The organism is Arthrobacter rhizosphaerae (assembly GCF_023062595.1).
GTDB lineage: Bacteria > Actinomycetota > Actinomycetes > Actinomycetales > Micrococcaceae > Arthrobacter > Arthrobacter rhizosphaerae.
On the sequence record NZ_JALLAN010000015.1, the window covers coordinates 116,002 to 137,853 of the forward strand.

The window sequence follows — 21,852 nt, forward strand, 5'->3', positions numbered from 1 at the left end:
ATCGGGGTGGCGAAGGAGATTGCGGTCTACCGGTTCAACAACCACGAGGGCCGGCTCGTGGCTGGATTTACGCAGCTGAAGGGACCGCCGGGTGTGTGTCAGTAGCTGGCGGGCGAGCCGTCGTCGGACGAGCGAATGAACTGGGCTGCCAACGCTTCGGAGCCCCTCGCCAGCAGTGCGACGTCGGCCCCCACCAGGATGAAGTTGGCGCCATTGTCCAGGTAGCTGCGGGCGGTGTCCGGGTTGAAGGCGTTCACTCCGGCAGGTTTTCCTGCCGCTTTCGCGGCTCCGAGGCAGTGTTCGACGGCGGCGCGGACCTCGGGGTGTTCCTGCTGTCCCAGTACGCCCATGGAGGCTGCGAGATCCGAGGGCCCAAGGAAGATGGCGTCCACACCGTCCACGGCGAGGATCGCCTCCACGGCCTCGACGGCTGTGGTGGTTTCGATCTGGACTGTGACGCTGATGGTTTCGGAGGCCCGGGCGAGGTAATCCGGGATGCGGTTCCAGCGTGCGGCGCGGGCAAGGGCTGAGCCCACGCCGCGGACCCCGTGGGGAGGGTAGCGGGTGGCGGCCACTGCGGATTCCGCCTCAGGCACCGAGTTGACCATGGGGATCAGCAGGTTTTGGACGCCCAGGTCCAGGTACTGCTTGATCAGCACAGTGTCGTTCACCGGCGGCCGGACCACCGCTTGGACCGGATAGCCGTGGGTTGCCTGGAGCTGGGCCAGGATGGATTCGAGGCCGTTCGGGCTGTGTTCGGCATCCAGCAGGAGCCAGTCAAGGCCTGACCCGGCACAGAGTTCGGCGATCAGCGGGCTGCCGGAGCAGACCCACATGCCCGCGAGCGGTCGGTCTGCCGCTGCCAGGGCATCCCGGAACGTCTTGTCCGGCTCTATTCGAAGCGGCATGTGACACTCCCCAGGGGTCCATAGTCGGCATGGACGGTGTCCCCTTTATATACCCACAAGGGGCGGGTGAAGGACCCGGCCAGGATGATGTCGCCGGCCTTCATGCTGTCCCCGTGGGCCGCAATCTTATTGGCCAGCCAATGGACACCGTTGGCCGGGTGGTCCAGGACACCGGCGGCAACTCCGGTTTCCTCCACGGTCTGATTCTTGTAGAGGATGGCCGCCACCCAGCGCAGGTCGACCGCGTCGGGCTTAACCGGACGACCACCCACCACCATGGCCCCCATCGCCGCGTTGTCCGCGATGGTGTCCACGATGGTCCTGCCCTCCATCTCGATCCGGGAATCGAGGATCTCAAGAGCGGGAACCACATAGTCGGTGGCCTTCAGAACATCGAAGATGGTGCAGCCCGGGCCCTTGAGCCCGTCCTTCAGGACAAACGCCAGCTCCACCTCCACCCGCGGATGCGTGTACCGGTCCCACTCAACCGAGCAGCCGGTTTCCAGCACCATGTCATCGAAGATAGCGCCGTAATCCGGTTCAGTGATCCCGGTAGCTGCCTGCATGGCCTTGGACGTGAGGCCGATCTTCCGCCCCACCAGGGTCCTGCCGGCGTCCTCATTCCGGCGGCGCCACAGCTGCTGCACCGCGTAGGAATCCTCCACTGTCATCTCCGGATAGCGGGCTGTCAGGCGGGGGACGGGTATTCGCCTCCGGCCGGCTTCGAGCAGTTCGTCGGCGATGGCCTCGACCGTCTTGGTATCCAGCATGGCTAGAGCTGCGCTCCCAGCTTGAAGCCTGTCTTTTCCCCGGCGTCCGCATCACCGGAATCGGCGCCTTCCTTGCGGGTGTAGGAGAACCCGTCAGCACCCACGGTGACTGCCATCTCGCTCTTTTCCTCGCGTTCGATGACGGGCTGCGGGTTGCCGTCCAGGTCCAGGACCAGGGAGGCCTCGGTGTACCAGGAGGGGACAACCGGGTTTCCCCACCAGTCTCGGCGCTGGTTGTCGTGGACGTCCCAGGTCACCACGGGGTTGTCGGGGTCGCCGGTGTAGTAGTCCTGGGTGTAGATCTCGATCCGGTGGCCGTCCGGATCCAGGATGTAGAGGTAGAACGCGTTGGACACGCCGTGCCTGCCGGGGCCGCGTTCGATCCTGTCGCTGATGCGCAGGGCGCCCATCTTGTCGCAGATCTGGATGATGTTGTGCTTCTCGTGCGTGGCGAACGCGACGTGGTGCATGCGGGGTCCGTTGCCGCCGGTGAGGGCGGTGTCGTGGACTGTCTGCTTGCGGTGCATCCATGCGGCATAGGTGACGCCGTCTGAGTCCTGGATGTCTTCGGAGACGCGGAAGCCGAGGTCTTCGAGGTATTTACGGCCGCGGGGGACATCCGGGGTGACCTGGTTGAAGTGGTCCAGGCGTACCAGCTCGCCGGCGGAGTAGAGGTCGTAGCGCTGCGTGAGGCGTTCCACGTGCTGCACGTCGTAGAAGAACTCGTACGGGAATCCCAGCGGGTCCTCCACCCGGACGGAGTCGCCGATTCCCTTCGTGAAGCCGTCCTTGCGGCGTTCGGTCCGGCAGCCGAGTTCCTTGTAGTAGGCCTCGGCGGCGTCCACCTCGGCGGGGGACTTGACCCGGTAGGCAAACGCTGCGACGGCGGCAATGGGTCCCTTGCGGAGCACCAGGTTGTGGTGGATGAACTCCTCCAGGGAGCGCAGGTAGATCGCGTTTTCATCTTCCTCGGTGACGTGCAGGCCCAGCAGGTCCACGTAGAACTCGCGGGACTTGGCGAGGTCAGTGACCACGATCTCCATGTAGGCGCAGCGGACGATGTCCGGTGCCGGGACAGAAGGGGTGGGGACGAAATTTGTCATGGGATTCTCTCTTCTTTGAGGAGGTAGGGCGGACAGCCGGAGGTTAGCCCTCGTTGGCGGCCGAGGCTTCGATGTTGCCGAACTTGGGGGTGTGGACGATGCCAAGGGTGATGTGGACTGCCTGCTGGTCGGTGTAGAAATCGATGGAGCGGTAGCCGCCCTCGTGGCCCAGGCCGGATGCCTTGACGCCGCCGAACGGTGTGCGCAGGTCGCGGACATTGTGGCTGTTCAGCCAGACCATGCCGGCCTCGACGTTCTGGGAGAAGTTGTGCGCCCGGTTCAGGTTCTGCGTCCAGATGTAAGCCGCCAGGCCGTAACGGGTGTTGTTCGCCAGAGCGAGGGCCTCGTCGTCGTTCTCAAAAGGGGTGATGGCGACGACGGGGCCGAAGATCTCCTCCTGGAAGATCCGCGCGTCGGGGGAGACATCGGCGAAGACGGTGGGGGCGATGTAGTTGCCTTCGGGCAGGTGGTCCGGGCGTCCGCCGCCGGCCAGGAGCCGGCCTTCGGACTTGCCGATCTCCACGTAGGAGGCCACCTTCTGGTAGTGCTCGGGGTGGACCAGGGCGCCCACCTCCGTTTTGGGATCGTGGGGATCACCGACGACGATGTTCTTCGCGCGCGCGGCGTACTTTTCGCAGAACTCGTCGTAGACCGCGCGCTCCACCAGGATGCGGGAACCTGCGGTACAGCGTTCGCCGTTCAAGGAGAACACGCCGAACAAGGCCGAATCGATTGCGGCGTCCAGGTCGGCGTCGGCGAATACGACGCAGGGGGACTTGCCGCCGAGTTCCATGGAGAGGCCCTTGAGGTTGGCTGCGGCGTTCCGGAAGATCGTCTGGCCGGTGGTGGTCTCGCCGGTGAAGGAGATCAGCGGCACGTCGGGGTGCTTGACCAGGGCGTCGCCGGCCTCCTCGCCCAGGCCGTTGACCAGGTTGAACACGCCGTCCGGCAGGCCGGCGTTCTTGAAGATCGTCGCCCAGAGCGACGCCGACAGCGGTGTGAACTCAGCGGGCTTGAGTACCACGGTGTTGCCGGTGGCCAGGGCCGGGGCGAGCTTCCAGGACTCCAGCATGAACGGGGTGTTCCAGGGGGTGATGAGCCCGGCGACACCGATCGGCTTGCGGTTCACGTAGTTGATCTGCGAGCCCGGGACCTTCATGGCGTCATCGAACTGGGCCACGATCAGGTCCGCAAAGAAGCGGAAGTTTTCAGCCGCCCGCAGGGCCTGGCCCTTGGCCTGCGTGATGGGCAGACCGGTGTCAAAGGTTTCCAGCTCGGCGAGGCGGGCTTCCTGCGCTTCGACGGCGTCGGCAATTTTGTTCATGACGCGGGCACGCTCGCGGGGCTTCATCCTCGGCCACGGGCCACTAACGAACGCTTCCCGCGCGGCGGCGACTGCCAGGTCGATGTCTTCCTTTTGCCCGGCGGCGGCAGTGGCGTAGTTCTGGTTGGACACCGGATCCAGGACGTCGAAGGTCTTGCCGCCCACGGAATCCACAAATTCGCCGTTGATGTAGTGCTGAATGTGGGTGGGCAGGTCCTGCGGTACGAAGTGGGTTTTGGCTGCCTCTGCAGTGAACGTCATTGTTGTTTCCTTACTACTGCTGGTGGGCTCATGGCTGGGGTTTGCGGGCGGGAAGTGCATCAGAGATTCTTGGCCTGGCTGAGATAGGCGTCCAGGGTGGCGGATCGGTGCAGCCGCGCGGCTTTTTCGATTTCGTCGGCGTCGGCTCCGGTTTCGATGAGCCGCAGGAGAGCCTCGTGCTCGTCCACGGATTCGTGGGCGCGGCCGGGGACGAAACGAAAGGTGGAGGACCGGAGGGAGGCCAACCGGTTCCAGCCGCGGTGGACCAGGTCAAGGAGGTGCGGGTTGGGGCAGTGTTCAAAGAGGACACTGTGGAAGTCCTGGTTCAAGTGGGTGAAGCGGACCGGGTCAAAATGTTTCAGGCATTCCCGCATTTCCGCGTTCACCTCGCGGGCGCGGGCGATGTCCGTCCCGCCAATCAGGGGTGCGGACAGTGCGGTGGCCGCTCCTTCCACAATGCTTAGCGTCTGCATGGTGTACAGGTATTCGGTGGGATCGATCCCGGCCACGGTGGCTCCGACATTACGCTCGAACTTCACCAGGCCTTCAGCCTCGAGCCGCCGGATGGCTTCCCGGACGGGGACCACGCTGAACCCGAGGTCCTTGGCAATGGTGCCCAGTACAAGGCGGTAGCCGGGGGAGTACGTGCCATCAACAATCCACGATTTCACCGCCTCGTAGGCCTGCTCTGATTTGCTGCGGGCCGCGGCGGTGGGGGCGATGGCACTCGTGCTGGTACCTGCGGTCATGGGGGCCGGACCGGTGGCCGTTGCCGTTTCAGTCATTCGCTTTGCCTGCTTCCCATTGCGTCCCATTCGTTGTACTTGGCCCGCCATTCGGCGTTCAGTGGGTAGAGCCCGTCAACGCTGTGGCCCTTCTCTACCATTTCGGCGATGAAGGTTTCCTCGCGCTCCTGGACGATGGAGTCGTCGGCCACTTCCTCGGCCATCGCCGGCGGGATCACCAGGATGCCGTCCGCATCCGCCACGATGATGTCCCCCGGCTGCACCGTGGTCCCGCCACAGGCGATCGTTATGTCCGTGTCCCACGGGATGTGGCGGCGGCCCAGCACGGCCGGGTGGGGGTTGGCGTAGTAGGTGGGCAGCTCCATGGCAGCCACCGCGGAGAAGTCGCGGACCCCGCCGTCGGTAATGATGGCGGCGGCGCCGCGCACCTGGGCCCGCAGGGCCAGGATGTCACCGATAGTGCCTGTACCCTTCTCGCCGCGGGCTTCCATGACCAGGATTTCGCCCTCGTTGACCGAATCGATGGCACGTTTCTGGGCGTTGAAGCCGCCGCCGTGGGTCTTGAAGAGATCCTCGCGGTTGGGGACGTAGCGCAGCGTCCGGGCCAGGCCCACGATCCGCTTTTCGGGCCGGGTGGAGGTGAGGCCGTCAATGCTGACGTTGTTCAGGCCGCGCTTGCGCAGCTGCGAGGATAGCGTGGCAGTGCAGACGCTCTCCAGTTTGGCCTTCAGCTCTGGGCTCAGTCGTGGAGCGGCCGCGGCATCGGCGGCCGGCAGGCCTGCCGCAGCGCGTGAACCGTACGCCTCTTCCCGCTGCAGGTCATCAACCTTGGGCTGGGCACCAAAGTCTGCGAACGGCGTCGTGCCTTCCTCCACCCGGGTCACCAGGCGCCCGGTGGTCAGCGTCCCGTCCGCAGTGCCGACCTCGACCTCCAGCACGTCGCCGGGTTTCGCGACGGACGCGCCGGCAGGAGTGCCGGTCAGGATGATGTCACCCTCCTCGAGGGTGAGCAGCTGCGACAGGTCCGCTACCAGGCGGTCGAACGGGAAGAGCAGGTCTTCGGTGGTGTCGTCCTGGACGAGATCCCCGTTGTGCCAGGCGCGGATGCGCAGCCGGGCGGGGTTGACGGCGTCTGCCGGGATCAGTGCCGGGCCCACTGGAGTGAACCCGTCGCCGCCTTTGGACCGGAGGTTGGAACCTTTGTCCGCATAGCGCAGGTCGTAGACGCCGAGGTCGTTACTCGCGGTGATCGCTGCTACGTGGCTCCAGGCGTCCTCGAGGTTGACGCGCCGGGCGGCCTTGCCAATCACGAGGGCGATTTCGCCCTCGTAACCGAGCAGCTCGCAGCCGGCCGGACGCTCCACGGCGTTTCCGGACATAGCCAGCGACGACGAGGGTTTGAGGAAGTAGGACGGCTGGGCAGGAGTTCGCCCCCGCTGGGCGGCACGGCTCGGGTAGTTGATGTGCACCGCGATCACCTTGCGTGCCGCTGCCAGGGTGTCCCCGTTGACCTGCTCCAAAGCTGTCTCCTCATTAAGTACGAAATCGTATACGATCACTATCGCGTATTGACCTGCGCGCGTCAACCCCCATGCCTGCCGATTAACAGAGGCGGGCCGCCCACTCATGGACGGCCCGCCTGCATTAACTGGGGAGAGACTACTTGGACGTCTTCCAAGCTGCCTGGTAGATCTCGATGTAGCGGTCGGCGCCGAGATCGGTGAGGTTTTTCTGGAACTCGGCCCAGTGCTCATCGCTGTTGATATCGCGGACGCCGGTGACGAACTCCGCGCTGGCCCGGACGATGAAGCTCTCCACGTTGGTCTGGATCGTCCCGAGCTCCTTCGCGGTGTCGCCGGTCACTGTGGCGTCCCAGTACGGAAACGCCTCGTCGGACTCGTGACCCTCGTAGAGCTTCGTGGCCTCGAACAGGCGGCGCTCATAGCCGGTGGGCTCGTAGAGCTCCGTGGAGTAGACCTGCCGCTCCCGGAATTCAGCGTCGCTGAAGAACTGAGCTACGGCGCCCCAGGAATTGTTCACGCCTTCGCCCTTGGCCGGCCTGAGGGTCTTGAACAGCGGCTGGAGGGTATCGTCCAGAGCCACGTCGCCCGCGTCGGCCTTGACCCAGTTGACGCCCTCGACACCGTACTCGCCCTGCATGTGACCCTCATGGGAAAAGATGAAATCCATGATCTGCATGAGCTTCTGCTGCTTTGCCTCACTCGAGCGGTTTGTGATGACGAAGGACGCGCCACCTGCGCTGGGGACACCACCACCAAAGAAAGTGCCGTCGCCGTTCGGTCCGGTCAGCGGCGGGACTGCGTCGTACTGCGTATACCGCCCGTCCGGGTTACCGGCTTTGACGAAGCTCGGGTGCAGTATGGTCACCGACCCAAGGACCACGCCGTCGGCGCTGTTGCCCTTGGCGCTGAGCGCCTCGCCGTTCTGTGTGAAGGCGGCCTCGTCAATCAATCCGCCCTTGTACAGGGAGTTGACGTAGGAGATGCCCGCGCGCCATTCGTCGCGGGTGGGCTGCAGGACCACCTTGCCGTCGACGGCCCCGAGTGAAGTCGGGTTGGCGCCGGCCGCGTTCGCGGACGGGGTCGCGGTATAGACGAACGGGTTCATCAGGTACGGGAGAACCGAGCTGCCGACCAACCCGGAGAGCGGGATCTCGTCGGCTTTGCCGTTGCCGTTGGGATCCTTGCTCTTGAACGCCTCCAGCACGCTCCGCAGTTCCTCGGGCGTGGTGGGCTGCTTGAGGCCCAGCTTCTCCAACCAGGCGGAATTCATCCACAGCTTTGCAGGATACGAGCAGTGGAAACAGTCGTTCCACACGGGAAGCCCCCACATAGTCCCGTCCGTGGATGTTGCCATCTTCTTGAAGTCGGGTTCTTTCGCGAACGCGGCGGTGATGTTCGGGGTGTCATCGCCGATCAGCTCATCGAGCGGCAGAAGCACACCCTGCTTACCGAGCTTCACCAGCTCCTCGTTGGTGAACTGGTCCACCCAAGGAACCAGCATGTAGGCGTCGGGGTAGTCGCCGCTCGCGAGTGAAACCTGGCGTTTCTCCGCGGCCCCGGCTCCGTCGTAGGTGGTCGTCTCGAACTGGAGGTCGACGTCGAACTTCTCTTCGAGCACCTTCGTGAACGCATTGTCATCCAGGTCACCGTCCTTGCCTTGGGGAGCGAAGATGGTGATCACTTCATCTGGAGTGGTTGCCGGTCCCGAGGAACATGCGGAGAGCGCAAGGGCCGATACGGCTACTGCCGCTCCGACCGCCGCCCGGGCGAATCTGCTGGTCATCTTTGAATGCCTTTCATTGAGGAGTTGACCTGATGTGAGGGGAATTGGTGAGCGCACATGGATCAGCCCTTGACCGAGCCGATCATGACGCCCTTGGTGAAGTGCCGCGCCACGAACGGGTAGACGAGCATGACAGGCACGGTGGAGACGACGATGAGGGAGAACTTCATGAGGTCGGCCAGCTGCTGGGCCTCCAGCTGGTCCGCGAGGTTGCTCCCTCCGGCGTTGTTGTTGAGGACCAGAATGTTCCGCAGCACCAGCTGCAGTGGATAGAGGTCCTCGTTTCGGAGGTAGATCAGTGCGCTGAAGTACTGGTTCCATTGCCCGATGCCGTACATCAGGGCGATGACCGCCAGCAACGGTTTCGACAGAGGCAGCACCACCGACCACAGAAACCGCAGATCACCAGCGCCGTCGAGTTGGGCGGCCTCGTACAGCTCTGCAGGAATCGACGAGCGGAAGAAGGTCATCGCGATCAGCACCTGCCAGGCCCCGATCGCGCCAGGGATAATCATCGCCCACGGGGTATCCAGCATCCCGAACGACCTCACCACCATGTAGGTCGGGATCAGCCCCCCGCTGAAGACCATCGTGAACAGGACGCCGCCGATCATTGCCCGGCCGCCTACCAGGCCTGAGCGTGAGAGCGGGTAGGCGATCATGACGGTCAAGGCCAGGCTGACCAGGGTCCCGGCCACGACATAGAGAATCGAGTTGCGGAAACCGGTGACGATGGTGGAGTTGCTCAGCACAGCTTCGTATCCGCGAAGCGTGAAGTCGACCGGCCACAGGAACACCTGTCCACTCGACACCGCCGCGGGACTTGAGAAAGAGCTGGCAACAATGTTGATCAGAGGGACGAGCACGATGAGCAGAAAAGTGGTCAGGAGAATGTAGACGCCTGCCATGAAAACCCGGTCTACACCGGTGTCGCGGATCGGTGTGGCGGGGCGGCGCGTCTTCCGGCGCTTTGTCTCTGGCTCGGCTCCGAAGTCCGGCCGGGTCATGGTCTGGAAGGTCATTGGATGCTCTCCTTTCACCACAGTCCGTTGCCGGTCACGCGCTTGGAGGCGGTGTTGACGGCGAGGAGCAGGATGAGGTTGATGACGGAGTTGAATAGCCCGATCGCCGTCGCGAGGCTGAAATCGGCGCTGAGTAGGCCGATCTTGTAGGTGTAGGTCGCAATAATCTCCGACTGGGTGAGATTAAGCGGGTTCTGGAGCAGGAACGCTTTCTCGAAGCCGATAGCCATGACGCCGCCGACACTCAGGATCATCACGACCACGATCGTCGGAGCAATGCCAGGCAGATCGATGTGCCAGATCTTCTGCAGGCGGTTTGCCCCGTCCAGGCGGGCGGCCTCATACAGGCTCGTGTCGATTCCTGCCAGGGCGGCCATGAAGATGATCGCGGAGTACCCTGCGGTCTGCCAGATGTCGCTCCAGACATAGACGTGCCGGAAGGAGTCGGGGTTGGCCAGGAGGTTGGTGGACTGGCCGAAGAAGCCGAGGAAATCGGCCATGAACCCGATCCGCGGCGAGAAGATCAGGATGAGCATCGAGACGACGATAACCGTCGAGAGGAAGTAGGGCGCATAGGTGACGAGCTGGACGGTCCGCTTGAAGAAGCGCAGCCGCACTTCGTTGAGCGCCAAGGCCAGGATGACCGGGATGGGAAACCCGGCCAGGAAGCCGTACAAGCTCAGCATCAGCGTGTTGCGGATAAGGTCCCAGGCGACCGGGTTGGCGAAGAACCGCTCGAAGTGCTCGAACCCGACCCAGGGGCTGCCCCAGATTCCGCCGACCACGTTGTAGTCCTTGAACGCGATCACGTTGTTCGCCATCGGGATGTAGCTGAAGATGACGAAGTGCGCCACAGGGAGGATGAGCAGTACGTAGAGCTGCCAGTGCCGCCGCACACTACGTAAGCGTCGTTGTCGTCGGCTCGGCATTCTGGCCTCGCTCGCGCCTGGGGGTGCCGCTCCGCCGTGATCGAGCACGGCAATCATCTTCGTTGACATCATCGCTCCCTTGCTAGCGGGATATCGTTATCCTGCCTCTGCCCCACTATAGAGCGCAATCGTTTGTTCACACAAGATCGTTTATAGTGGACCCGTGGTGAGCTTGAGTGATGTAGCCGGACGGGCGGGCGTTTCCGTGTCGGTCGCATCTCGCGCGCTCTCGGGGGATCCCGCGGCGAGGCTGAGTGAAACCACCCGCCGACGAGTCCGCAAGGCGGCCGACGAGCTCGCTTACCGGCCCAATCACGCCGGGAGATCCCTCCGCCGCGCACGGACCGACGTCATCGCGCTGATTGTCCCGGATGTGACCAACGCGCTGTTCGCTGAGCTCACACGAGGAGCGGACGCGGAGGCTGCCTCGCGCGGACTAGCGGTGCTCCTGGGTCGGGGCGATGACACCGCAACAGGGCTGGTCCTCGCCGAGCGTCTCTTGGCCGAGGGGCGCGTCGATGGTGTGATCCTCCAGCCCCGCGACGGTACAGACCCCCAGGACCTGCTGTCGCTGGCCGGGGCTGCGGCGCCCGTAGTCATAGTCCACGATGAGGTTGCAGGCGCAAGCGCGGTACTTCTCGACGATGCGGCGGCCGCGATCGCAGCCGTCGATTACCTGGTGGAGCGCGGACGGCAGCGCATTGCGCTGATCGGCGGAATCGAGGCGTCGTCCAGTGCCCGACGCCGTGAAGCCGGCTTCCGTTTCGCGCTCGCCGCGTCAGGAGTGCCGCTCCAGGAACAGTGGATCACGCGGCTGGGATACGGCCCTGAGAACGGACGAGAGGCAATGGGGCAGCTTCTGAGCTCCGACGAACCACCGGACGCAGTGGTGGTCGCGAATGTCAACGCTGGATTGGGTGCCCTGGCGGAAGCCGCGAGACTCGGAGTCGCTGTTCCGCAGAGTGTCGCCGTCGTCGCGATCCACGACTCCTGGCCGGCCGCCTACGCTGTACCGGCACTCACCTGCGTCCGCACGCCTCTTTACGAGCTCGGCCGTGCCGCTGTCGCGGCATTGTCGGATCGCATAGCTGGCGGGGATCCCCAGGTTCTCCGCGTCTCCTCGCCCGCACCAGTAGTCGTTGCCCGAGCGTCGACGGGATAGCTGATCGGCATGTCCTTGTTCATGCCGACTCTCGCTGGACGAGGGTGGTGGTGAGAATGGGCTGCCTGTCGACTTCGCGCCCTTGCAGCACCGCGAAGATGGTCTCTGCGGCGACGCGCCCCATTTCCTCCAGCGGCTGTCGGACTGTTGTGAGTGTTGGATCCATGGTGGTTGCGATAGCGACGTCATCGAAGCCGATCACCGCGACGTCGGACGGAACGCCTCGACCGGCGGCCTGGAGGACCCGAATCGCTCCGCTCGCCATGAGGTCGGAGGAGGCGAAGACGCCATCGAGGTCTGGATGTCGCTTGAGGAGGCGCGCCATCGCGGCTGAACCGCTCACAAGGGTGAACTCGCCATGCACGATCGGGCTGTGGTCGATTCCGAGCTGGGTGAGCTCGTCGCGCCAGCCCCTAATGCGTTCACGGGCGGGCTCCATGTCCGGCGGCCCGGCGATGATGCCAAGCCGGCGCCGGCCGGCATCAGCCAGGGCCCGCGCCGCGAGCCTGCCGCCTCCATAGTTATCAGAGTCGATCACGATCGCTTCGGGAGCGAGAGGAACGCGCGGGCGCCCAACCCACGCGATGGGCACTGGCGAGTCGACGAGCGCCTGCGCCAGATGCGTGATCTCGTGTTGAAGGATAACAATCGCACCGTCTACGGCCCCAGAGCGCAGAAACCGCGGTATGCGGTCGCCGTCATCGTTGTCGGCCGGCAAAAGGACGGGTTGGACCTCGCCGGCGTAGAGGCCCTTCGCAGCGCCCTTGAGCACGGAAGTGAAGAACGTACCCGTCAGGCTGTCCAGCTCGTTGAAGGCGACGATAAGCGCAATCGCCCCGGCCCGTCCGCCACGCAGCACTCGAGCGGCGCTGTTCGTCTCATAGCCCAGCTCCTTGGCGGCGCGCTCGACTGCCGCCGACATCCTGACGTCGACGTTGGTCTCGCCCGCCAGTACCCGCGCAGCCGTGGCGCGGGACACGCCCGCAACCCGGGCAACATCCACCAGCGTGGGTCTTGTCATTGTGCATCCTTCTGAGGATCTGTCGATGATGGGCCTCGTGAGTCCGAGCGTTGCCAGGAGCTCCAGGCTTCGATCTCCAGATTCCCACGAGAATGAGTCCTCGTCAGCCGAACCCGCCCATTTAGCGGAATTTTGTTTTGCTCAGTATAGAGATCGATCCTTCCACAGGAAAAGGGTTGGCAATTGACTCTTGTCTGAGCGTGAGACGCAAGCTACTCTGATCCCCAGAGATCGTTCTCTCACTCGGGAATCTGAAGCTCCGAGATGTCTTGCAATCCCCAAAGAAGAGGAATTGTCGTGAAAAGAAGTTTGACGGCGATAGTCGCCACAGCAGCAGCACTTGCCGTCGCTTTGACCGGATGCGCGTCCGGCGGGAGTGGCACATCGGCTGGCCCGAACGCCGAGGTCTCCTTCTGGTCCTTCACCGGGATCAACGCGAAGGACAGCGTCAACGAGTACATCAAGAAAGTGCCCGACGCCAAGGTCAAGCTGACCGAGGTCGGCAGCACGACCGAGACTGCGACCGCCCTCACCGCCGCGTTGGCCGGGGGCAAGGTCCCCGACCTCGTCATGATCCAGAATGACGACTTGCCCAAGTTCGTCGAGAACAGCTCCAACTTCCTCGATCTGCGCAAGCTCGGAGGCGACGACATAGCCGATGACTATCTCGGCTGGGCGGCCGATGCTGCGACGGCGACGGACGGCTCCGTCATTGGCATCCCGACGGACGTCGGAGGACTGGGCTTCGCATACCGCGCAGACCTCTTTGAGCAGGCCGGTCTGCCGACAGACCCCGACGAGGTCGCTGCAATGTGGAAGGACTGGACATCGTTCATCGCCATGGGGGAGAAGTACACGGCAGCCACCGGTAAGCCGTTCGTGGACAATATCGAAACCAGCGTTTTCTTCTCGACCGTCAACCAGGTCAGCGAGAAGTACTATTCGCCCGAAGGGGCCCTCGTCTACGATACGAACCCTCAGGTGAAAGACGCTTTCGATATCGCCGTGAAAACCCATGACGCCGGCATCAGTGCAGGTATCGCCGCATGGTCCTCCGGGTGGGCTCCAGGCCGCGCGAACGGTGCCTTCGCCGTGACCATCGCACCTTCATGGATCCTCTCGGGCATCAAGACCGATGCCCCTGACACCGCGGGCAAGTGGCGCATTGCCAGCGTACCCGGCGTCGGCGGTAACTGGGGTGGCAGCGTTATCGCCATCCCGGCCCGCGCCGAGCACCCCGAGGCCGCCTGGCAGTACATCAAAACGATGATGTCAGCCGAGGGCCAAGCGGATCACTTCGCGCAATCGGGCACCTTCCCGGCCGCGGCCTCCGCCGTCGAAAGCCAGGCAGTCCTCGACTACACCGACCCGTTCTTCGGAGACTCGAAGATCGGCAAGGTTATGGCCACCTCGGTCCAGCAGTTCCCGTCGTTCTACAACGGCCCAGACACTACTCCCATCAACGGCGCGCTCCTCAATACCCTCGTCCAGCTGGAAACCGGCGGCGTCACCTCCGATAAGGCCTGGACCACCGCCCTCGACACGGCTAAGCAGGCCATCGGCGGCTGACCATCCCACCTACCCGGGTGACCCGGCGCGGACAGCGCCGGGCTGCCCCTTCGACGGAGGTACCAACAGTGTCAACGGCGACAGCCACTCACCCTCAAAAACAGCGCAAAACCCCTGTTCAGAAAGCCACGCGGATCCTAAACCCGCTCTCGGAACGGATCGCACCCTACGCGTACATCGCGCCGTTCTTCATCATCTTCATCATCTTCGGACTTTTCCCGCTCCTTTTCACCTTCTACGTCTCGCTGTTCGACTGGAATCCCATCGGAAAGCAGACCTTCGTCGGCCTCGCGAACTTCGAGCAGCTCTTCGCCGACGGACGATTCTGGAATGCACTCCTCAACACGTTCGGGATCTTCCTGATCTCGACGATCCCGCAGCTGATCCTTGCGCTGTTTCTGGCACACTTGCTCAACCACGCGCGCCTGCGCTGGGCGAACTTCTTTCGCATGGCGCTGCTGGTGCCGTACATCACCTCCGTCGCAGCGACCGCGATCGTATTCGCGCAGATCTTCGACAGGAACTTTGGCCTCATCAACTGGGTGCTCGGGCTGTTCGGGCTCCCTGCGGTGAACTTCCTCGCGACCAACTACGGCTCCTGGATCCTTATCTCCACAATGGTCATGTGGCGCTGGTTCGGGTACAACACCCTGCTCTACCTGGCCGGGCTGCAGTCAATGCCCCGGGAGATGTTCGAGGCGGCCTCCGTCGACGGCGCTTCGAGCTGGCAGCAGTTCTGGCACCTGACCATCCCGTCGCTTCGCCCCATCATCGTCTTTACAGTCATCATGTCCACCATCGGCGGACTGCAAATCTTCACGGAGCCGCTTCTTGCATCGCCCGAATCGGGCCTCACTTGCGGCGCGGGCCGACAATGCCAGACACTGGCTCTCTTTCTCTACGAGCAGGGCTTCGGCCTGTTCAAGTTCGGTTACGGCTCCGCGATCGGCGTCGTCCTGTTCGTGATCGTCGTTCTCGTATCGCTCCTCAACTTCTTCCTCTCCACACGTACGAGAAAGGCCAGCTGATGTCCGATGTAATCGATCAGGTTCTCCCGCAGGCGCCGGCCAAACCCGGAGGTAAACCGATCCGCCTCCCCAAGCGTCGCGGCACGGCCGGTAGAATCGGCTGGCCCGTGTACGTGTTCCTCGGGCTCTCCGTTGTCGTGTCGGTTTTCCCGCTGTACTACATGTTCGTCATTGCGTCCGCGGGAGCCACGGCCGTGACCTCGATCCCGCCACGACTGTATCCGGGCACGCAGTTCTTCGACATCGCCGCCAAGGTGTTCGACACCGTCCCGTTCTTCGCCTCGCTGATCAACAGCGTATTCGTCTCGCTCACCATCGCCGTCGTTTCCGCAATCATGTGCGCAATGGCGGGCTTTGCCTTCGCCAAACTGCAGTTCCCCGGCCGGAATCTGTTGTTCCTCATCGTCCTGCTGACGATGACAGTCCCTGCGCAGCTCAGTGTGATCCCGCAGTATCTGATCGTGTCCGGGCTTGGCTGGGTGGACACGCTGCAAGCCATCATTGTGCCTGGACTGGCCAGCGCGTTCGGCATCTTCTGGATGCGTCAACATATGGCGACCACCGTCAGCGACGAGCTCATTCAGTCCGCCCGCCTCGACGGTGCCAATTCGTGGCAGCTGTTCTGGGCCATCGCGTTCCCGGTGGTGCGCCCTGCCGCGTTCGTGCTCGGGCTGATCACGTTCACCTCGGTGTGGAACGACTTCATGTGGCCGTTCATCGTCCTGAAATCGCCGGAGCTGTTCACCGTGCAGATCGCGCTCAAGCAACTTCAAGCCAACCGTACGATTGATGTGGCTCTGGCCATGGGCGGATCGTTCCTGGCAACCCTGCCGCTGCTGGTTGTGTTCTTTTTCGTGGGCCGGCGCATGGTGTCGGGGATCATGGATGGGGCGTTCAAGGGCTGATGCTGCACGATGCCTCCACAACCCCTACATTGTCAGACACCGGTCCAACCGATACCCCCGGCAAAGGCTGGCGGGACCAGTCGCTTCCTCCCGGGGAACGCGCCCGCCTGCTTACCGCCGAGCTGACCCTTGAAGAGAAAGCGGCCCAACTCGGATCCATCTGGCTAACGGATTCGGCCGATGACTTCGCGCCAAAGTTGGAGCATGTTGGTGGATCCGCCAGCGATCCTTTCGAGGGTGGGCTCGGCCAGCTCACTCGCGTCTTCGGCACGGAGCCGGTCACCGTGGCGGAGGGAGTGCGCCGCTTGCGCGAGCTGCAGGAGCGCATAGTCGCCTCCAACCGGCTTGGTATTCCTGCAATCGCGCACGAAGAGTGCCTCACCGGACTTGCGGCCTACGGCGCGACTGCCTTCCCGACGCCGCTTGCCTGGGCAGCGACGTTCGATGAGGAACTGATCCGGCAGATGGCGGAAGCGATCGGCTCCGACATGCGCGCACTCGGCATCCACCAGGGACTCGCCCCCGTCGTCGATGTTGTCAAGGACTACCGCTGGGGCCGGGTCGAGGAGACCCTCGGCGAAGACCCCTACGTCGTTTCGCAGATCGGTGCCGCGTACGTCGCGGGACTGGAGAGCACGGGGATCATTTCGACGCTGAAGCACTTCGCCGGGTACGCGGCTTCCCGCGGTGCCCGCAATCACGGCCCCGTCAGCATGGGTCCGCGCGAGTTCGCTGACACCGTGCTGCCTCCATTTGAGGCCGCACTGCGGCATGGAGGCGCCCGCAGTGTCATGACGTCCTACACAGATATCGACGGGGTGCCGAGCAGCTCTAACCGGCACCTGCTGACGACGTTGCTGCGCGAGCGTTGGGGTTTCGAGGGCACTGTGGTCACCGACTACTGGGCTGTTCCGTTCCTTTCCGTAATGCATCATGTAGCGGCGGACACTGCTGAAGCGGGCCGGCTGGCCCTGTGCGCGGGAGTCGACGTCGAACTTCCGCAGACAGCAGCTTACGGCGAGTTGCCGCGCTTGATCCGGGAGGGCGTCGTCGACGAGCGCGACCTCGACCGCTCGGTGCAGCGCCACCTCCGGCACAAGTTCGAGGTGGGGCTGTTCGACGACGGGCCGCTGGTCCCGGCCGATGCTGAAAGCGTGGATCTTGACAGCAGCCGCAATCGGGAGATCTCCTCACGCATCGCCGAGGAGTCGGTAGTGCTGCTGCGCGATGAGGATGCACTGGCGCTTCTCCGTTCGGGGAACATCGCGGTCCTCGGTCCGGCGGCCGACCAATTCCGCAGCCTTGTCGGCTGCTACGCGTTCCCGAACCATGTGCTTTCGAAACACCCCGGGCACGACCTCGGCATCAAGATTCCGACGGTGCTGACAGCTATCCGCGAAGAGTTCGGAGCGGACCGCGTGCGGTTCGAGGCCGGAGGTGAGATCACCTCCGATGACATCGTCGACGCAGCCTCCGCCGTTGCCGCGGCCGTTGCGCTCACTCGCAAGAGCGACGTGGCGGTCGTGGTCGTCGGCGACGTTGCCGGGCTATTTGGGGACGGCACCTCAGGTGAAGGCTGCGACGCCGCGGACCTTCGGTTGCCTGGCGGGCAGGACGCGCTTGTCACCGCCGTCCTCGACACGGGAGTGCCGACCCTCCTGGTCGTGTTGTCCGGTCGCCCGTATGCTCTGGGCGCCTACGAGAAAGCGCGAGCCATCGTCCAGGCGTTCTTCCCCGGGGCCGACGGCGCCGCCGCGGTTGCCGGAGTGCTCTCGGGCCGCGTTCCGCCAACAGGACGTCTGCCTGTGCAGATCCCGCGCCATCCCTCCATCTCGACGACGTACCTGCAGCCGGCGCTCGGGCTCTCGAATCCCGGGATCACCGCCCTGGACAACACGCCGCTGTACCCGTTTGGGTTCGGGCTCACCCGGGGTGCAATGGTCTACGAAACAATCACCGCCGCCGCGAAGCTGGGCACTGCCGGCTCGCTCGACGTGGCGGTGAGGATACGCAATGACGGCGATGCCACCGTAGAGGTCGTCCAGCTCTACGTCGCCTTCCCCTCGGCGCCGGTAGTCCGCCCGGCCGTGCAACTCATCGGGTACGCCCGCGTCCTGATCGGGTCCGGTGAATCGCGGACGGTTTCCTTCCACCTGGACGCTGCCCGACTCGCAATAACAGGCGAAGACGGGGCGCTGGGAGTAGACCCGGGCCCGCTGCGGCTGATCGCCGGTCCATCGGCTGCCGATGCCGCCGTGACGGCTGAGGTGACCATCGTCGGCGAACGGCTGCTGCTGGCAGAGCGCGCACTGCGCACGCCATGGTCCATCAGCGCCTCTACCAGCTAGCTGCCCAAAGCCCTAACATAGGCATCTGTGCCTGACAGGAGCCCCGGTCGGGGACCGTTGAGTGCCTCGTCCAGTGCTGTGAGCTGCGCCTGGACGAACGCCCGGGAGATGGCGGTTCTGGGTTCCATGGAATCGAAGTTGTGGTAGGCGCCGGGCACTACGCGAAGGGTGCACGCGACGCCGGCCTGCTGCAGTCGCCGGGCGTAGGCGACGTCCTCGTCATGGAACAGGTCGTTGGTGCCGACGCCGATCCATGCTGGGGGCAGGCCGGAAAGGTCGTCGAAGCGGGCGGGCGCTGCCAGCGGGGGCACGTTGGAGTCCGAGGCGGTGCCGCCGAGGTAGGCACCCCAGCCGAACCGGTTGCTGCCCGGGCCCCAGATGCGTAGCCGCCGCGGGTCAATGTCGGTGCGGGTGGTGGTCCGGTCGTCCAGCATCGGGTAGGACAGCAGTTGCAGGACCGGACGGATCTCGCCGCGTTCCTTCGCCAGCAGCGCCAGCGCGGCGGCCAAGCCGCCACCGGCGCTCTGGCCGCCAATGGCGATGCTTGCGGGATCGATGTCAGGTTGGCTGGCGAGCCATTGCAGCGCGGTGTAGCAGTCTTCCAGCGGAGTCGGGAAGGGATGTTCGGGTGCGAGCCGGTACTCCACCGAGACGACGACGATGTTGAGCTCATTGGCGACGCGGCGGCAGAATTGGCTGTCCTGCGCGGCGTCGCCGAGCACCATTCCGCCGCCGTGGATCCATAGCAGCGCCGGGGTGCCCGGCCGGGCCGAAGCCGGCCGGAAGACGTGTACTGACACATCGGCGTCCACTGAAACGACCTCCGCGTCCGGCCGTCGAACGCGCCCTGTGAGTTTGGTGAGGACCCGGAGGGTGGGAAGCGTTCGGGGAGTGATAATGGTGCGGGGAAGGAACCGCGCGGCCCGGAGCTGCGGGTTGAAGTGTTGCTCAGTCATGGTGTTCCTGTCGATGGGGGGCGGCGTGGCTGGGTGTGACGGGGGTTTGCGGCGAAATGTGGGCTATCGTCCGAGCTCGGCGTCCACCAGGGCCAAGGCATTGCGGAGACCCTGCTCCAGAAGGTCATCGGAGAGTTGTCGATCGGTCAGGGCGCGGGAGAGCTGCAGGGTTCCGGCCATCAGTCCGAGGAGGCTGAGCGCTTTCACGCGAGCCGAAAGTGCATCCTCGGGTGTCATGCGGGCGGCGAGGCCGTCGATGACAACGAGCACGCCATCGGTATACGCCTGCCTGGTCGCCTCGCCGCAGCGCCCGATCTCGTCGAGCAGGGCGGCGTTGGGGCAACCGTCGTCGGGGTTGTCGCGGTGCTGGGCGGACAGGTACCAGCGAACGATCTGTTCGAGGCCGGCCCTGCCAGGCTCCGCCAGCGCAACGATGTTGGCGTGAAGTGTATGGAGTTGGTCTGCGATCGTAATGGCAACGAGGCTGTCTTTGGACGCGAAGTGGGCGTAGAAGGCGCCGTTGGTCAGGCCTGCGTCCTTCATGAGCGTCGCGACTCCGGAGCCGTCGATGCCATCCCGCTTGAGCCGCCGACCGGCGGTCGTAATGATCCGCTGCCTTGTCTCCTGCTTGTGTTCCTTCGTGTATTTCACCATGCGTTCCTCCATCAGTTTCGAGGACATCAAAGATATCGGGACGAGTCCGGGTACGGGAAAGCTGAGCGTCAGCTCGGCATCCGGTTGTATTTGCGGATGACGCGGTCGAAGCTGCGGGCCGGGGCGACGCGGTGGACAGCGCTGATGCGTGCGGCTGCCGAGCCGGCGGTGCGCCGAAGCTTCGGGTTCCGGTCGGTGGCCGCCGTAACGATCACCCTGGCGACGACGGCGGGGTCGTCGCCGCTGCTGAGATTCTTCTCGATCAACTCGTCATAGTTGCGCCGTCCCGCGGCGTAGAGCGGCATGGGGGTGTCGGCCAGCACGCTGTGGCCTGCGAACGGGGTGTTGATCGGGCCGGGCTCAACGAGCAGGACCCGGATGCCGTGCTCGCGGACCTCGTGGTCCAGTGATTGGGAGTAGCCCTCCACCGCGTGCTTGGTCGAGACGTAGAGAGCCATGAAAGGGCTGGGGACGAATCCGCTGAGGGAGGAGACGTTGATGATGCGTCCGCGGCCTTGGGTACGCATATGCGGCAGGACGGCCTTGGTCATCCGCATGACGCCGTAGACGTTGATGTCGAAAATGTCGTGCGTCTGGGTGATCGAGAACTCCTCGGCTGCGCCGGTCGAGCCAACGCCGGCGTTGTTGACCAGGACATCGATGCGCCCGAACTTGTCGATCACCTGCTTGACCGCCGAGGCGACCGATTCGTCGCTGGTCACGTCGAGATCGAGGAAGGTAACCCCTGCGGGCGCGATGACTCTCGCAGTATTGCGGGCGGTTCCGATCACCTGGAAACCTGCGGCGACGAGGGCCATCGCTGTTGCTTTGCCGATGCCTGAGGAGGCACCTGTTACGAGGGCAACCTGCTGAGTTGCTGTCATTGTCTTCTCCTGATGTTTTAGATTACGTTCGTACTACCATAGCCTCGGGCAGCGTCCGCAAACAAGACTTTTGGGAAAATAATATTATGGTCGTAATCTAAATGACTAATCGCCCACCGGCGTGTGTAATCCGGTCCGTTAGGTTTAGGCGACTCAGAGCCCCTCAAACAGGTCTTTCAGCAACTGACTGCCGGGCGGCCTCGGAGGCCACACCATGACCGAGGATTCCCTGGACACGATTCTGGCCCACCGGCGCTCGTTCACCCCGGGGTCGACGATGACATGCCGCTGGGACTTGTGCTCCAACAGGCCTGCGACTATCCGGTGTGCTACGTGGTGCGTGTCCACGTCAATGTCGATCAATTCATCAGGAACCGGGCGCAGGTGATACTCACGAGCAGGGTCCCACGGCTCCATGCCCTGCTGTTGTCGACTCTGGTTCCAGCGTTCGAAGGTTGACGCGCGCAGAGCCCCATGGACAAGTCGCTTCAGACCAGGGCCCGGCACCTGTCGCGCCCGGATGAAGGCTTCATCGGTGGCTCTGCCCACGGCGATATGGTCCCTGTGGCCTGTGATCCCGTCGGGCCCAAAAGTGACTACTACCTGGGGGCGTTCCTCAAGGAGGATCGCCAGAATCCTCCTTACCAGTTCTTCGAAGTCCACTTCCGCAAGATGCCCGTCCGCGTAGTCCAACCATTCGTGCCGATCGGGAATTGTGCCGTGGGCCCGCCAAGCATTGACACTTTCCTTCCGGCGCCACGCACCCAACCCCTGAGGGGTAGTCGGGACGCCCTCGGCGATCTGACCGGCCCCGCCGTCGGTCGCAAGAATCAGGCAGAACCGGAACCCCGGGTCGTTCTCATGCATGGCAATCGAGCCCGCGCAACCGTAGGCATCGTCGTCCGGATGCGCAACCACAACTGCCAGCGAATGTGGTTCATCCATACGAGAGAGGC

Annotated in this window: 19 protein-coding genes; 5 read left to right on the forward strand and 14 right to left on the reverse strand. The window is 64.0% G+C overall.

Annotated elements, in window-relative coordinates; all coding sequences use genetic code 11:
• Positions 1-98 precede the first annotated feature (98 nt).
• From MU551_RS18465 to MU551_RS18505, 9 genes are all read right to left on the reverse strand, one after another.
• Positions 99-908, reverse strand: coding sequence for an HpcH/HpaI aldolase family protein (locus MU551_RS18465; RefSeq protein ID WP_247047370.1), 810 nt, complete (start codon positions 906-908; stop codon positions 99-101).
• Positions 893-1,678: a 2-oxo-hept-4-ene-1,7-dioate hydratase gene (hpaH, locus tag MU551_RS18470; RefSeq protein WP_247047372.1), complete on the reverse strand. Its 786-nt coding sequence runs from the start codon at positions 1,676-1,678 to the stop codon at positions 893-895. The genes MU551_RS18465 and hpaH overlap by 16 nt, the downstream gene beginning before the upstream one ends.
• A gap of 2 nt (positions 1,679-1,680) precedes the next feature.
• Positions 1,681-2,781, reverse strand: a complete 1,101-nt coding sequence (hpaD, locus tag MU551_RS18475) for a 3,4-dihydroxyphenylacetate 2,3-dioxygenase (RefSeq protein WP_247047375.1) — start codon at positions 2,779-2,781, stop codon at positions 1,681-1,683.
• Between the two features lie 43 nt (positions 2,782-2,824).
• Entirely contained in the window at positions 2,825-4,366 is a 1,542-nt protein-coding gene (hpaE, locus tag MU551_RS18480) for a 5-carboxymethyl-2-hydroxymuconate semialdehyde dehydrogenase (RefSeq protein WP_247047388.1), read from the reverse strand.
• Positions 4,367-4,425: 59 nt separating this feature from the next.
• A complete protein-coding gene (locus tag MU551_RS18485; RefSeq protein ID WP_247047467.1) occupies positions 4,426-5,115 on the reverse strand; it encodes a GntR family transcriptional regulator in 690 nt (229 codons plus the stop codon).
• Between the two features lie 32 nt (positions 5,116-5,147).
• Positions 5,148-6,671, reverse strand: a complete 1,524-nt coding sequence (locus tag MU551_RS18490; protein WP_372489894.1) for a fumarylacetoacetate hydrolase family protein — start codon at positions 6,669-6,671, stop codon at positions 5,148-5,150.
• Between the two features lie 100 nt (positions 6,672-6,771).
• Positions 6,772-8,418 (reverse strand): extracellular solute-binding protein, encoded by a 1,647-nt coding sequence (locus MU551_RS18495; RefSeq protein WP_247047395.1) that lies wholly within the window; start codon positions 8,416-8,418, stop codon positions 6,772-6,774.
• A 62-nt stretch (positions 8,419-8,480) separates the two neighbouring features.
• Positions 8,481-9,440, reverse strand: coding sequence for a carbohydrate ABC transporter permease (locus tag MU551_RS18500; RefSeq protein WP_247047396.1), 960 nt, complete (start codon positions 9,438-9,440; stop codon positions 8,481-8,483).
• 14 nt (positions 9,441-9,454) lie between these two features.
• A complete protein-coding gene (locus MU551_RS18505; protein WP_247047404.1) occupies positions 9,455-10,438 on the reverse strand; it encodes an ABC transporter permease in 984 nt (327 codons plus the stop codon).
• A gap of 94 nt (positions 10,439-10,532) precedes the next feature.
• Here MU551_RS18505 and MU551_RS18510 point away from each other — a divergent pair, with 94 nt between their 5' ends.
• Positions 10,533-11,531, forward strand: a complete 999-nt coding sequence (locus tag MU551_RS18510) for a LacI family DNA-binding transcriptional regulator (RefSeq protein ID WP_247047406.1) — start codon at positions 10,533-10,535, stop codon at positions 11,529-11,531.
• A 19-nt stretch (positions 11,532-11,550) separates the two neighbouring features.
• Here MU551_RS18510 and MU551_RS18515 read toward each other — a convergent pair whose 3' ends face one another.
• Positions 11,551-12,552 (reverse strand): LacI family DNA-binding transcriptional regulator, encoded by a 1,002-nt coding sequence (locus MU551_RS18515; RefSeq protein WP_247047415.1) that lies wholly within the window; start codon positions 12,550-12,552, stop codon positions 11,551-11,553.
• 297 nt (positions 12,553-12,849) lie between these two features.
• On the opposite strand from MU551_RS18515, the gene MU551_RS18520 reads away from it, so the two are divergent.
• From MU551_RS18520 to MU551_RS18535, 4 genes are all read left to right on the forward strand, one after another.
• A complete protein-coding gene (locus MU551_RS18520; RefSeq protein WP_247047417.1) occupies positions 12,850-14,121 on the forward strand; it encodes an ABC transporter substrate-binding protein in 1,272 nt (423 codons plus the stop codon).
• Between the two features lie 68 nt (positions 14,122-14,189).
• Entirely contained in the window at positions 14,190-15,149 is a 960-nt protein-coding gene (locus MU551_RS18525) for a carbohydrate ABC transporter permease (RefSeq protein WP_247047419.1), read from the forward strand.
• A gap of 107 nt (positions 15,150-15,256) precedes the next feature.
• Positions 15,257-16,054 (forward strand): carbohydrate ABC transporter permease, encoded by a 798-nt coding sequence (locus MU551_RS18530; protein ID WP_247047421.1) that lies wholly within the window; start codon positions 15,257-15,259, stop codon positions 16,052-16,054.
• The gene (locus MU551_RS18535) at positions 16,054-18,402 is read left to right on the forward strand and encodes a beta-glucosidase family protein (RefSeq protein ID WP_247047423.1); all 2,349 of its coding nucleotides are present in this window, start codon (positions 16,054-16,056) and stop codon (positions 18,400-18,402) included. The genes MU551_RS18530 and MU551_RS18535 overlap by 1 nt, the downstream gene beginning before the upstream one ends.
• Here the strand turns inward: MU551_RS18535 and MU551_RS18540 are convergent.
• The 4 genes from MU551_RS18540 to MU551_RS18555 all read right to left on the reverse strand — a co-directional run bounded on the left by MU551_RS18540 (position 18,399) and on the right by MU551_RS18555 (position 21,841).
• Positions 18,399-19,358, reverse strand: a complete 960-nt coding sequence (locus MU551_RS18540; RefSeq protein WP_247047425.1) for an alpha/beta hydrolase — start codon at positions 19,356-19,358, stop codon at positions 18,399-18,401. The genes MU551_RS18535 and MU551_RS18540 overlap by 4 nt on opposite strands.
• Positions 19,359-19,421: 63 nt before the next feature.
• Positions 19,422-20,012, reverse strand: coding sequence for a TetR/AcrR family transcriptional regulator (locus MU551_RS18545; RefSeq protein ID WP_247047427.1), 591 nt, complete (start codon positions 20,010-20,012; stop codon positions 19,422-19,424).
• A 68-nt stretch (positions 20,013-20,080) separates the two neighbouring features.
• Positions 20,081-20,896 (reverse strand): oxidoreductase, encoded by an 816-nt coding sequence (locus MU551_RS18550; RefSeq protein WP_247047429.1) that lies wholly within the window; start codon positions 20,894-20,896, stop codon positions 20,081-20,083.
• A 153-nt stretch (positions 20,897-21,049) separates the two neighbouring features.
• On the reverse strand, positions 21,050-21,841 hold the full coding sequence (locus tag MU551_RS18555) for a PIG-L deacetylase family protein (RefSeq protein WP_247047436.1): 792 nt from the start codon (positions 21,839-21,841) through the stop codon (positions 21,050-21,052).
• Between the last annotated feature and the right edge of the window lie 11 nt (positions 21,842-21,852).